We start from the raw sequence: 12,003 nt of genomic DNA on the forward strand, positions 1-12,003 counted from the left end.
AGTCCTCTCAGATCTGCCAGACACGGGGCAGCGCCGCACCGCCCCGCAGGATGTGAAGCGCCCGCGCCACCGCCCGCCGCAAGGGCAGCCCGCCCGCGGCGCGGATCCGGACGAGGCAGCGCCCGTCCCAGCCCGACACCGCGGCCTCGGCCGCCTCGATCCCGGCCAGCGCCGCGCGCAGCGGCCCGGCGGCATCCTCGGCGCCGTCGGCCACCAGCGCAAGCGTCGCCACCGCCCGCGCGCCCCCCAGCAGTGCCAGCCGCGACACCCGCGCCGCACCCGGCGGCGACAGGCAGGCCGAGGTCAGCGCGAAGGGGTCGATCAGCACCGGCTCCGACCCGCGCCAGACCTCGCGCCGGTCGGACAGGGCCAGCCGGGCCACCGCCTCGCCCATCGCGGCGCGGCCCAGCACCAGCATCTCGGCCAGCACCAGCCGCGCGCCGGGGGCCAGGTCCGCCCGCGTGCGCCGCGACAGCGCCGCCGCGTCATAGAGGATGGTCTCCTGCGGCAGCCAGTCGGCCCGCGCCCCCGGCCCCAGCCGCAGCCGCACCTCCAGCGCCGCCCGGCCCGCCCCGGCGGCATAGGCCCTTTCGGCGGTTTGCGTCGTCGCCGTCGCCGCCGTCCCCGCGCCCAGATCGAGCGCATAGCTCAGCCGGTCGCCGCCCGTCAGCCCGCCGGCGGTGTTGAGGAACACGACTTCCGGCACCGGGCCGTGGATGCGGGGCAGGAAGGCCTTCGCCGCCCCCGCCTGCGCCAGCCGCGCCAGCGCCGTGCCGCCCCGGCGCTGGTCGAGCGCCACCAGCGCCTCGCCCCGCGCGCGCTGCATGGGCGGGGCCGGGGCGGGCGCGGCTCCGGGCTGGTCCATCGGCGGCAGGGGCTTCGACGTGTCGAACATGGGCCGAGGCTAGGCGAGCCGGCCCCGCCGCACCATCCCGCCGCCGGAGGGCGCGGGCGCCACGGCCATCGCCGCCCCTGAACCGACGCGCGACTGCGCGGAACCGCGGCAGACCCGCCCAAAGAACAGGCAGAACGGCAACGCGCAAACCGGTGGAAACGGGCCCGGCGCTGATGTAGGCCAAGACCCATGACCAGCCTTGCCCCCAGCCCCGCCGCGAACCTCACCGCCAGCCTCACCCTGCGCCGCCCCGACGACTGGCACCTGCATCTGCGCGATGGCGCGATGCTGGCCGCGGTGCTGCCCGAAACCGCGCGCCATTTCGCCCGGGCGATCATCATGCCGAACCTCGTGCCGCCGGTGGCCACGGGGGCCGAGGCCGCGGCCTATCGCGACCGCATCCTCGCGGCCCTGCCCGAGGGCATGGCGTTCGAGCCGCTGATGACGCTCTACCTGACCGAGACGACCGATCCCGCCGATGTCCGGGCGGCGGCGGCCAGCGGGCTCGTCAAGGCGGTGAAGCTCTATCCCGCCGGGGCCACCACCAACAGCCATGGCGGGGTGCGCGACCTCGACAAGGTCCGCGCCGTGCTGGAGACGATGGCCGAGATCGCCCTGCCTCTGTGCGTGCATGGCGAGGTGACGACGCCCGAGGTGGACATCTTCGACCGCGAGGCGGTGTTCATCGACACGGTGCTGGACCCGCTGCGCCGCGCGACGCCGGGGCTGCGGGTGGTGATGGAACATGTCACCACGACCCAGGGCGTCGCCTATGCCCGTGCGGGCGGCCCCGATCTGGCCGCGACCATCACCACCCATCACCTGATCCTGAACCGCAACCACCTGCTGGTGGGCGGCATCCGGCCGCATTACTACTGCCTGCCCGTCGCCAAGCGCGAGGAGCACCGGCTGGCCCTGCGCGCCGCCGCCACCTCGGGCGAGGGGCGGTTCTTCCTCGGCACCGATTCCGCCCCGCATCCGGACCGGCTGAAGGAGCATCCCTGCGGCTGCGCCGGCTGCTTCACCGCCACCAACACCCTGAGCCTGCTCGCCCACGTGTTCGAGGAGGAGGGCGCGCTCGACCGGCTGGAGGCCTTCGCCAGCCTGAACGGCCCCGCCTTCTACCGCCTGCCCGCGAACGAGGACCGGATCGTGCTGGAACGGCGCGCCGCGCCCGTGACCTTCCCGGCAAAGATCGCCGCGGGCGACGAATGGGTAACGGTCTTCGACCCGGGCTTCCCTGTGCATTGGGCGGTGGCAGGCTGATCAGCGGATCGTCGCCGCGATCCGCATGGCGAAGGCCACGTTGTCGCGCGCCTGCCGGGCCTGACGCAGGTAAAAGCCGTCCTTGCCGTTCATCCGCCGCGCCGGGGCCAGCAGCCGGGTCCGGGTCTCGCCCCGCCCCGGCAGGCCGATCTGGAACAGCGTCTCCGCGGGCAGGAGCGTGCCCTTCCCGTCATCCTCGCTGACCTGCACCATGATCCAGCGCGACCGGCCGCCGCGATCGGCCAGCAGGAACACCCAGGTATAGGGCTGGTCCTGCCGGTCGCGGCCGCGCAGCACGATCCGCCGCCACGGCCCGTCGGCCAGCGTCACGGTGTCGATGACGGGCTGGCCCGACAGGCGGAAGCGGCCGGCGAGACCTTTCACCAGCCCGGCCCCGAACCGGTCCAGATAGACGGAGACGTCCTTCTTCGGCTGCACCTCGCTGCTGCAGTTCACCGTCAGCGAGGCGATGGGCTGCACGGTGGCGGGGTTCAGCGGATGCCTGTCCCAGCGGGCCGAGGCCTGCTCGCCGAAGCGCAGGTCGAAATCCGCGGTCCGGCCCGGCCTGCCCTCGGTCTGCTGCCAGACCGGATCGATCCCCATGGCAAAGCCGCAGGCGGGCAGCGTCACCAGCCGCGGCGCCCAGGGGATGCCACCGGGATCGTAGGGCGGCAGGTCCTGCACCGGCTGCGCCGCGCCCGGCCCGGCCAGCGCCAGCACCATCAGGCCCAGAATTCCGATCAGTCGGCGCATCGGCAATCTCTCGCGGCTTCCCCTGCGGCAGGGTATGCTGCCGCGCGGCATCCGACCAGCCTCAATGTCCCGCGCAGCGGCACCCTTTCCTTCCGGGGTCCATCTGGTCTAATCGGGCGCGATCCCGCACCAGCCTCGCCGCCGCGACGCCCCCATTCGCAAGGAGCCCCGATGATCCCCACCAGCCATCCCCCGAAGGACGAGATCGCCCGGCTGACCGCCCGGATGCTGCTGGAGATCCGGGCCGTGCATTTCAACGCTGCCGAGCCCTTCACGCTCGCCTCGGGCCTGCCCTCGCCCACCTATATCGACTGCCGCAAGCTGATCAGCTATCCGCGCATCCGCGCCACGCTGATGGATTTCCTCGCGGTCACGGTGCTGCGCGAGGCGGGCTTCGAGGCCTTCGACAATATCGCCGGCGGCGAGACGGCGGGCATCCCCTTTGCGGCGATGGTGGCCGAACGGCTGGCCCTGCCGATGACCTATGTCCGCAAGAAGCCCAAGGGCTATGGCCGCAATGCCCGGATCGAGGGCGCGATGACCGAGGGCCAGCGCGTGCTGCTGGTCGAGGATCTGACCACCGATGGCGGCTCGAAGCTGAGCTTCGTCGACGCGATCCGCGAGACCGGCGCCACCTGCGGCCATACCGCGGTGATCTTCTACTACGGCATCTTCCCCGACACCGAGGCGCGGCTTGGCGCGCATGGGGTGAAGCTGCACCACCTCTGCACCTGGTGGGACGTGCTGGCCGAGGCGCGGGCGCAGGGCGCCTTCGATGCGGCGACGCTGGCCGAGGTCGAGGCCTTCCTCACCGCCCCGCGCGACTGGCAGGCGGCGCGGCAGGGCTGAGCCGATCGGCGGAGCCTTGCGCGCGGCGGACCTATTCCGCCGACGGCGCGCCCCGGCTGTGGGCAAGGCTGTGGATGACTTCGGCGACGCTGTGGGAAAGCCCGGACCGGCGAATCCGCGCGGCGGCGGGCGCGATGCGCCGCACCACAAGATGTGGTAGGCTGTCCGCGACAGCGCGGGAATCCACAGGATATCCACAGCCTCGGGGCCGGGTTTCCCCCGGAACCATACCCTCTTTCCCTGCGGCCGGTTCGGCGTCAGGAACAGCGGACGGGCCGCAGGCGGGAATGACGGCGCGGGGACAGACAAGAGGAAGGCGGGACGGATCCGGCATATGACCGGGTCCGCGGGGATACGGGCAAGACCCCGGGGGTGTGCGAAGGCGGGTGCGGGCCGGCAGGGTCCGGTCCCCCGTCCCGCCGCCCCCGGTGCGCCACCCCCGGATGCCCGTCCGAAGGCAAGAGGGCAAGGCAGGCATGACCGAGATCAGGGCGATCCGCGACGCGGCACGAGACGAGTCCGCACGGGACGGGGCCGGCCGGATCGAGACAAGGCGCGATCCGGCGGCGGAGGGCGGCGACGCGGCCGGCACCGACCTGCTGCCGCACAGCATCGAGGCCGAACAGCAGTTGCTGGGCGCGATCCTGACCAACAACGATGTCTACGACCGCATCGCCAATCTGGTGCGGGCCGAGCATTTCTTCGAACCCGTGCACCGGCGCATCTTCGACATCGCCGCGGCGCGGATCCAGAAGAACGCGCTCGCCTCGCCGGTGACGCTGAAGGGCTTTCTGGAAGACGATGCCGGGCTGAAGGAACTGGGCGGGCCTGCCTATCTGGCCCGGCTGGCCGGGGCCGCGATCTCGGCCCTCGCCGCGCGCGACTATGCGCAGATGATCTATGACTATGCCGTGCGGCGCGAGCTGATCGCGCTTGGCCGCGACATCTCGGAACGGGCGACGCGGATCGAGGTCGACAGCGAGCCGAAAGACCAGATCGTCGAGGCCGAACAGCGGCTGTACAAGCTGTCGGAACAGGGGGTGACGGAACGCGGCTTCGTGTCCTTCCTGCGCGCGGTGACACTGGCGGTGAAATCCGCCAATGCCGCCTATGAACGCGAGGGCGGGCTGTCGGGCGTCTCGACCGGGCTCGTGGACCTCGACAAGAAGCTGGGCGGCCTGCATCCGTCGGACCTGCTGATCCTCGCCGGGCGCCCCTCGATGGGGAAGACCTCGCTCGCCACCAACATCGCCTTCAACATCGCCAAGGCCTATCGCCGCGGCCGCCGCCCCGATGGCAGCGAGGGCGCAGTCGAAGGCGGGGTCGTGGGCTTCTTCAGTCTGGAAATGTCGTCGGAACAGCTGGCCGCGCGGGTGCTGTCCGAAGCCTCCGAGGTGCCGTCGGAACAGATCCGCCGCGGCGACATGACCGAACAGGAATTCCGCCGCTTCGTCGAGGCCGCGAAGACGCTGGAAAACTGCCCGCTCTACATCGACGACACCCCCGCCCTGCCCATCAGCCAGGTCGCGGCGCGCTGCCGGCGGCTGAAGCGGACGCATGGGCTCGACGTCGTCTTCGTCGACTACCTTCAGCTGCTGCGCGGCACCGGCAAGGGCGACAACCGCGTGCAGGAGATCGCGGAAATCTCGATGGGCCTCAAGGCGCTGGCCAAGGAACTGTCCATCCCCGTGGTCGCCCTGTCGCAGCTGTCGCGTCAGGTCGAAAGCCGCGAGGACAAGCGCCCGCAACTGAGCGACCTGCGCGAGTCGGGCTCGATCGAGCAGGATGCCGACGTGGTGATGTTCGTCTATCGCGACGAATATTACCGCGAGCGCGAGAAGCCGGGCGAGGACAACCTCGAGGCGATGGCGAAGTGGCAGGAAACGATGGAGCGCGTGCATGGCAAGGCCGAGGTGATCATCGGCAAGCAGCGCCACGGCCCGATCGGCACGGTGGAACTGAGCTTCGAGGGACGCTTCACCCGTTTCGGCAACCTCGTGCGCCCCTGGCAGCAGGACGGCGACGGCTTCTGAGCGCCGCTGCGCGGCGCCGATTGCCGCCCATGCGTCGTCAATGCGCCTCTCAACGGGCGATTGTTGGACGCTATATGCCCTTCTGACACGGTTTTGCCGCCATGCAGCAGTATGCTATTGATACTGCCCCCCCGAGCCTGCATGGTGGCCACGGCTGGTGACGGACGAATAATCTACAGGTGATGCAATGACTTCCATACTTGGACTTGCCAAGGCGGCGGCGCTTGCCGTCGCTTTCGCTGCCGGTGGCTCGGCTGCAGGCGCGGCGACGATCGACTTCGAATTCTCCAACGGTGGGGGCACCGGCGGCTATGTCGACAGCGGTGCCAGCCCGGTTGTCGATTTCAGCTTTGCCATCGTCGGCAACAACGATGGCAGCAGTGACGTCTATACGACCATGACCGCCACGGCGACGGGCGACTTCGCGGTCAGCGGCAATTGGACCTATCTGACGGCCGACGTGGACGGCCCGTCCTACGACACGTTCGGCTATTTCGTCGGCGACGACTATTTTCAGCTCAGCGATGATGACGGAAACGTCACCCAGCTGGGAACCTACGACTTCGACGTGGCGGCGGGCGACAGCTTCGGCTTCTACCTCTTGTCCACCGACGGCGATTACGGCGCGGCGCTGGCCACCGTCAGCGGCAGCGTGACCGTGGCGCCGGTGCCGCTGCCGGCAGGCGGGCTGCTGCTGGTCGGCGCGCTCGGCGGTCTGGCGCTGCTGCGCCGTCGCGGCCGCGCCGCCTGATCGGCTGACCTGAACGACCCGGAACGCCGCCCGCCCCCGCGGGCGGCGTTTCTGCTTGACCTCGCCCGCACCCGACCCGAGAAGACGCGCATGGCAAGCCCCATCCTGCATATCGACCTCGACGCGGTCTGCGCCAACTGGCGCCGGCTCGACGCGCTCAGCGGGGCGGGCACCCGCACCGGCGCGGTGGTCAAGGCCGATGGCTATGGGCTGGGCGCCGGGCGCGTCGCCCGGGCGCTGGCCGGGGCCGGAGCGCGGCAGTTCTTCGTCGCCACCTGCGCCGAGGGCGCGGCCTTGCGCCGCCTTCTGGGCGAGGGGCCGGAGATTTCGGTGTTCTCGGGCCATATGGCGGGCGATGGCGGGCAGATCCGTGATGCCGGGCTGGTGCCGATGCTGAATTCGGTCGAACAGCTGACCCGGCATCTGGAAACCCTGCCCGGCCATGCCTTCGGCATCCAGCTCGACAGCGGCATGAACCGTCTGGGGATGGAGCCGGGCGAATGGCAGGCGGTGGGCGCGCTGGCGCTGCAGGCGCGGCCGCGGCTGCTGATGTCGCATCTGGCCTGCGCCGACGAACCCGATCATCCGATGAACCGCCAGCAGCTGCAGGCCTTCCGCGCGATGACCGACGGCACCGGCGTGGCGCGGTCGCTGGCGGCGACGGGCGGCATCCTGCTCGGCCCCGAGTTCCATTTCGACCTGACCCGCCCCGGCATCGGTCTGCATGGCTGCGCCCCCTTCGATGCGGGGCAAAAGCCCGTGACCCTGTCCCTGCCGATGGTGCAGGTCCGCGAGGTCGCAACGGACGAGACGGTGGGCTATTCCGCCACCTTCCGCGCCGCCGCCCCCGCCCGCATCGCCACGCTGGCCGCGGGCTATGCCGACGGGCTGCCGCGCAGCCTGTCGGGGCAGGCGACGCTGTGGGCGGGCGATATCCCCTGCCCGCTGGTCGGGCGGGTGTCGATGGACCTGATCACCGTGGACGTGACCCATCTGGCCGAGGTGCCCGAACATCTCGACATCCTCGGGCCGCATCAGTCCGCCGACGATCTCGCCGCCGTGGCGGGCACCATCGGCTATGAAATCCTGACAAGCCTCGGCGCGCGCCACGACCGGCGCTATCACGGCGGCGGGGCATGAGCGTGACCGCCCCCCTCGCCTGGCTCGGGCATCTGGTCCTGTCGATCCTCGCCGAAACCGGGCGGGTGTCGCGCTTCACCGGGGCCACGCTGGCGGCGCTGGTCCGCCCGCCCTTCTACGCGCGCGAATTCCTGCATGCGCTGCTGCAGATCGGCTGGCTGTCGCTGCCGGTCGTCGGCATGACCGCGCTGTTCACCGGGGGGGCGCTCGCGCTGCAGATCTATGCCGGCGGCGCGCGGTTTTCGGCGGAATCGGTGGTGCCCTCGATCGTTGCCATCGGCATGGCGCGGGAACTGGGGCCGGTGCTGGGCGGGCTGATGGTCGCGGCCCGCGTCGCCAGCTCCATCGCCGCCGAGATCGGCACGATGAAGGTGACCGAACAGGTCGATGCGCTGGTGACCCTGTCCACCGATCCGATGAAATACCTGACCGTGCCGCGCGTGCTGGCCGCGACCCTGTCGATGCCGGTGCTGGTGGCGGTGGGCGACAGCATCGGCATCTTCGGCGGCTATCTGGTGGGCGTGAACCGGCTGGATTTCAACGGCGCCACCTATATCAAGAATACCGTCGACTTCTTGCAGTTCTGGGACGTGGGCTCGGGCCTGGTGAAGGGCGCGGTCTTCGGCTTCCTCGTGGCGCTGATGGGCTGCTATCACGGGATGAATTCGGGCCGCGGCGCGCAGGGCGTGGGCCGGGCCACGAAATCCGCCGTCGTCGCGGCCTCGGTGCTGATCCTCGCCGCCAACTACCTGCTGACCGAGGCGTTCTTTTCCGCATGATCCGCCTGACCGACCTGCACAAGAGCTTCGGCGCCAACCGCGTGCTGGCGGGCGTGACGCTGGAGGTGGCGCGCGGCGAAAGCATGGTGATCATCGGCGGGTCGGGCACCGGCAAGTCGGTGCTGCTGAAGTCGATCCTGGGCCTCGTCACCCCCGATGCCGGGCGGATCGAGATCGACGGGCAGGAGGTCGCGGGCGCGCGCATGGGCCGCGCCGCGCGCGAGGCCTTCCTCGCCCGCTTCGGCATGCTGTTTCAGGGCGCGGCGCTCTTCGACTCGCTCAAGGTCTGGGAAAACGTCGCCTTCCGCCTGCTGCACGGCCCCGGCAAGCTGTCCAAGGCCGAGGCGCGCGACCGCGCCATCGACCGGCTGCGGCGGGTGGGCCTGCGCCCCGAGGTGGCCGACCTTTATCCCGCCGAACTGTCGGGCGGGATGCAGAAGCGCGCGGGCCTCGCCCGCGCCATCGCCGCAAACCCCGAGATCATCTTCTTCGACGAGCCGACGACCGGGCTCGACCCGATCATGGCGGGCGTCATCAACGAGCTGATCCGCGAGATCGTGACCGAGATGGGCGCGACCGCGATGACCATCACCCACGACATGACCTCGGTCCGCGCCATCGCCGACCGGGTGGCGATGCTGCATGGCGGCCAGATCCGCTGGACCGGCCCGGTGGCGGATATGGACGCGACGCCGGACCCTTACGTGCAGCAGTTCATCCATGGCCGCGCCGAGGGGCCGATCGCGGCGGTGCGCTGATGCGCCCCCGCCCGCCTCTAGGGCTGCCGGGCGGCTGGATCGCGGCGGCCAACCTGTCGCTGCTGCTGCTGTTCCCCCTCGCCTGGGCCGCGCCGCTGATGCGGGCGGGGCTGCTGCCGGTCTTCGGCCTGTCGGAAATCTCGGTGCTGTCCGGCCTCGCCTCGCTCTGGCGCGACAGCCCGGCGCTGGCGCTGCTGGTGGCCTTCTTCGCCCTTGTCGCGCCCTATGCCAAGGTCGCGGGGCTGGCGCTGGTGCTGGCGGGGCGGGCGCCGCCCGCGCTGTTGCCGGCGCTGAAGGCGTTGGGCCGGCTCGCCATGGCCGACATCTTCCTGATCGCGCTCTACATCGTGCTGGCGCGCGGCGTGGGCGTCGGCCGGATCGAGGTGGCCTGGGGGCTGTGGCTGTTCACCGCCTGCGTGCTGGGTTCGCTCGCCCTGTCGCATCTGGCCGCCCGCCGGCCCGGCTGAACCGTCGCGGCGGGGGCCAGCCCCCGCACCCCCGGGATATTTGTGCCGACAAGAAGCACAGGGCGCGCGTCCTGCCGGTCCAGGGGTGAACGGCCCCCGTCAGGGGCCAGAGGGGCAGCGCCCCTTCCCCGCCGCCGCTTGCGCCCCGTGCGCCTTGCGGGCATGAAGCGCCCATGGCCAGAACCGCCGCCAGCTTCACCTGCACCGCCTGCGGCGCCGTCCACAAGAAATGGGCGGGGCGCTGCGATGCCTGCGGCGGCTGGAACACCATCGTCGAGGAGGCGCCGCTGTCGCAAGGCGGCGCCAAGGCGCTGTCGGCAAAGGGCCGCAGCATCCCGCTGACCGATCTGGCCACCGAAGAGGCGCCCCCGCCCCGGGCGCGGTCTGGCATCGCCGAATTCGACCGGGTGCTGGGGGGCGGGCTGGTCCCGGCCTCGGCGGTGCTGGTTGGCGGCGATCCGGGTATCGGCAAGTCGACGCTGCTGTTGCAGGCCACCGCCGCCTTCGCCCGGTCGGGGATGAAGGTCCTTTACGTCTCGGGCGAGGAGGCGGCGGCGCAGGTCCGGATGCGGGCGCAGCGGCTGGGGCTGCATGACGCGCCGGTGGCGCTCGGGGCCGAGACCAACCTGCGCGACATCCTGACGACGCTCGATGCCGAACGCCCGGCGCTGGCGGTGATCGATTCCATCCAGACCATGTGGGCCGACACGGTCGAGGCCGCGCCCGGTTCGGTCAGCCAGGTCCGCGCGGCCGCGCATGAGCTGGTGACCTTCGCCAAGCGGCGGGGCGTGGCGGTGATCCTCGTGGGCCATGTCACCAAGGAGGGCCAGATCGCCGGCCCCCGCGTGGTCGAGCACATGGTGGATACCGTGCTCTATTTCGAGGGCGAGCGCGGCCATCAGTTCCGCATCCTGCGCGCGGTGAAGAACCGCTTCGGCCCCGCCGACGAGATCGGCGTGTTCGAGATGACGGGGGGCGGGCTGTCGCAGGTGCCGAACCCCTCGGCGCTGTTCCTGTCGGAACGCGGCCAGCCGCAGCCCGGATCGGCGGTCTTCGCCGGGATCGAGGGCACCCGCCCGGTGCTGACCGAAATTCAGGCGCTGGTCGCCCCCTCCACCCTCGCCTCGCCGCGCCGGACGGTGGTGGGGCTGGACAGCGGCCGCGTCTCGACCATCCTCGCGGTGCTCGAGGCGCGCTGCGGCATCCCCTTCGCCGGGCTCGACGTGTTCCTCAACGTCGCGGGCGGAATGCGGGTCACGGAACCGGCCGCGGACCTTGCGGTGGCGGCGGCGCTGCTGTCGGCGCGCGAGGATGCGGCCCTGCCCGCGGACATGGCGGTTTTCGGCGAGATCAGCCTGTCGGGCGCGCTGCGTCCCGTGGGGCAGGCGGAAAACCGGTTGAAAGAAGCGTCGAAACTTGGTTTCTCACAGGCGATCGCGCCGGAGGGGACAAAGTCCGACGGTGGCGAAGGGATCCGGCTGCGGAAGATGGCCGATCTCGCGGCGTTTGTCGGCGAAATCTTCGGCGCGGGCTGAACCCGGGCCGGACAGAACTGCGGGGAAGCGACCGAATTCGCCCCGCCGAAGGAGCGAGGGGAATGGAAGGCTTCACCATAGTCGACGCCGTTGTGGCGGGCGTCATCCTTCTGTCGGCCATACTCGCCTACAGCCGGGGCCTGGTGCGCGAGATCCTCGCCATCGCCGGCTGGGTCGCGGCCGCGGTTCTGGCCTTCCTGTTCGCGCCGCAGGCCGAACCGCTGATCCGGCAGATCCCGGTCCTGAACGACTTCCTCGGCGAAAGCTGCGAACTGTCGATCATCGCGGCCTTCGCCGCCGTCTTCGCGCTGAGCCTGGTGCTGGTGTCGATCTTCACGCCGCTCTTCGCCTCGGCGGTGCAGCGGTCCGCCATCGGCGGGCTCGACCAGGGCTTGGGCTTCCTCTTCGGCGTGGCGCGCGGCATCCTGCTGGTGGCGGTGGCCTTCGTCGTCTACGACCGCGTGGTGGTGGACGAGGCGGTGCCGATGGTGGACAACTCGCGGTCCGCCCAAGTCTTCGCCTCGCTGCAGGGCAATCTGAACGAGCGGATGCCGGAAAACGCGCCGGGCTGGATCGTCGGCAAATACGAACAGCTGGTCGGCGCCTGCGGCACCCCCGCGACCCCGGTCCCGGCGCAGACCGCCCCGGCCGCGCCCTCGGACGCCGCCCCCGCCGCGCCGGCCACCAACGGCTGAGAAACGGGCAAAGCCGGCATTGGGGATGGATTCTGCGACGCGGCGGATCAGAAACACGCGATCCGGCGTGACAGGATCGTGA

General features: G+C 71.1%; 12 protein-coding genes. 10 read left to right on the forward strand and 2 right to left on the reverse strand.

What is annotated here, in order from left to right; all coding sequences use genetic code 11:
* Positions 1-7: 7 nt before the first annotated feature.
* Positions 8-865, reverse strand: coding sequence for an urease accessory protein UreD (locus EEY80_RS07605; protein WP_126976140.1), 858 nt, complete (start codon positions 863-865; stop codon positions 8-10).
* Positions 866-1,084: 219 nt separating this feature from the next.
* On the opposite strand from EEY80_RS07605, the gene pyrC reads away from it, so the two are divergent.
* A complete protein-coding gene (pyrC, locus tag EEY80_RS07610) occupies positions 1,085-2,161 on the forward strand; it encodes a dihydroorotase (RefSeq protein WP_126975990.1) in 1,077 nt (358 codons plus the stop codon).
* Here pyrC and EEY80_RS07615 read toward each other — a convergent pair whose 3' ends face one another.
* Positions 2,162-2,914, reverse strand: a complete 753-nt coding sequence (locus tag EEY80_RS07615) for a hypothetical protein (protein WP_126975991.1) — start codon at positions 2,912-2,914, stop codon at positions 2,162-2,164.
* Between the two features lie 171 nt (positions 2,915-3,085).
* Here EEY80_RS07615 and EEY80_RS07620 point away from each other — a divergent pair, with 171 nt between their 5' ends.
* The 9 genes from EEY80_RS07620 (at position 3,086) to EEY80_RS07660 (ending at position 11,921) form a co-directional block, all read left to right on the forward strand.
* A complete protein-coding gene (locus EEY80_RS07620; RefSeq protein WP_126975992.1) occupies positions 3,086-3,763 on the forward strand; it encodes an orotate phosphoribosyltransferase in 678 nt (225 codons plus the stop codon).
* A 476-nt stretch (positions 3,764-4,239) separates the two neighbouring features.
* Positions 4,240-5,796 carry a replicative DNA helicase gene (locus EEY80_RS07625; protein ID WP_126975993.1) on the forward strand — a complete coding sequence of 519 codons (1,557 nt, stop codon included), beginning with the start codon at positions 4,240-4,242 and terminating at the stop codon, positions 5,794-5,796.
* A 187-nt stretch (positions 5,797-5,983) separates the two neighbouring features.
* Positions 5,984-6,547 carry a VPLPA-CTERM sorting domain-containing protein gene (locus EEY80_RS07630; protein ID WP_126975994.1) on the forward strand — a complete coding sequence of 188 codons (564 nt, stop codon included), beginning with the start codon at positions 5,984-5,986 and terminating at the stop codon, positions 6,545-6,547.
* 90 nt (positions 6,548-6,637) lie between these two features.
* A complete protein-coding gene (alr, locus tag EEY80_RS07635) occupies positions 6,638-7,687 on the forward strand; it encodes an alanine racemase (RefSeq protein ID WP_126975995.1) in 1,050 nt (349 codons plus the stop codon).
* Positions 7,684-8,466 carry an MlaE family ABC transporter permease gene (locus tag EEY80_RS07640; protein ID WP_126975996.1) on the forward strand — a complete coding sequence of 261 codons (783 nt, stop codon included), beginning with the start codon at positions 7,684-7,686 and terminating at the stop codon, positions 8,464-8,466. The genes alr and EEY80_RS07640 overlap by 4 nt, the downstream gene beginning before the upstream one ends.
* Positions 8,463-9,224 (forward strand): ABC transporter ATP-binding protein, encoded by a 762-nt coding sequence (locus EEY80_RS07645; RefSeq protein ID WP_126975997.1) that lies wholly within the window; start codon positions 8,463-8,465, stop codon positions 9,222-9,224. Before EEY80_RS07640 ends, EEY80_RS07645 begins: the two co-directional genes overlap by 4 nt.
* Positions 9,224-9,691, forward strand: a complete 468-nt coding sequence (locus EEY80_RS07650; RefSeq protein ID WP_126975998.1) for a paraquat-inducible protein A — start codon at positions 9,224-9,226, stop codon at positions 9,689-9,691. Before EEY80_RS07645 ends, EEY80_RS07650 begins: the two co-directional genes overlap by 1 nt.
* Positions 9,692-9,864: 173 nt before the next feature.
* Positions 9,865-11,226, forward strand: a complete 1,362-nt coding sequence (gene radA, locus EEY80_RS07655) for a DNA repair protein RadA (protein WP_126975999.1) — start codon at positions 9,865-9,867, stop codon at positions 11,224-11,226.
* A gap of 62 nt (positions 11,227-11,288) precedes the next feature.
* Entirely contained in the window at positions 11,289-11,921 is a 633-nt protein-coding gene (locus EEY80_RS07660; protein ID WP_126976000.1) for a CvpA family protein, read from the forward strand.
* The last annotated feature ends 82 nt before the right edge of the window (positions 11,922-12,003 follow it).

The sequence above is a fragment of the Frigidibacter oleivorans genome, assembly GCF_003993775.1.
In the GTDB taxonomy this organism is placed as follows: Bacteria; Pseudomonadota; Alphaproteobacteria; order Rhodobacterales; family Rhodobacteraceae; genus Frigidibacter; species Frigidibacter oleivorans.

Bases quoted from the DNA above. Each gene is read 5' to 3' on its own strand.
- EEY80_RS07615 (WP_126975991.1), bottom strand. From the start codon at position 2,914: ATGCGCCGACTGATCGGAATTCTGGGCCTGATGGTGCTGGCGCTGGCC.
- EEY80_RS07660 (WP_126976000.1), top strand. From the start codon at position 11,289: ATGGAAGGCTTCACCATAGTCGACGCCGTTGTGGCGGGCGTCATCCTT.
- EEY80_RS07620 (WP_126975992.1), top strand. From the start codon at position 3,086: ATGATCCCCACCAGCCATCCCCCGAAGGACGAGATCGCCCGGCTGACC.
- radA (WP_126975999.1), top strand. From the start codon at position 9,865: ATGGCCAGAACCGCCGCCAGCTTCACCTGCACCGCCTGCGGCGCCGTC.
- EEY80_RS07650 (WP_126975998.1), top strand. From the start codon at position 9,224: ATGCGCCCCCGCCCGCCTCTAGGGCTGCCGGGCGGCTGGATCGCGGCG.
- alr (WP_126975995.1), top strand. From the start codon at position 6,638: ATGGCAAGCCCCATCCTGCATATCGACCTCGACGCGGTCTGCGCCAAC.
- EEY80_RS07630 (WP_126975994.1), top strand. From the start codon at position 5,984: ATGACTTCCATACTTGGACTTGCCAAGGCGGCGGCGCTTGCCGTCGCT.
- EEY80_RS07625 (WP_126975993.1), top strand. From the start codon at position 4,240: ATGACCGAGATCAGGGCGATCCGCGACGCGGCACGAGACGAGTCCGCA.
- EEY80_RS07645 (WP_126975997.1), top strand. From the start codon at position 8,463: ATGATCCGCCTGACCGACCTGCACAAGAGCTTCGGCGCCAACCGCGTG.
- EEY80_RS07640 (WP_126975996.1), top strand. From the start codon at position 7,684: ATGAGCGTGACCGCCCCCCTCGCCTGGCTCGGGCATCTGGTCCTGTCG.
- pyrC (WP_126975990.1), top strand. From the start codon at position 1,085: ATGACCAGCCTTGCCCCCAGCCCCGCCGCGAACCTCACCGCCAGCCTC.
- EEY80_RS07605 (WP_126976140.1), bottom strand. From the start codon at position 865: ATGGACCAGCCCGGAGCCGCGCCCGCCCCGGCCCCGCCCATGCAGCGC.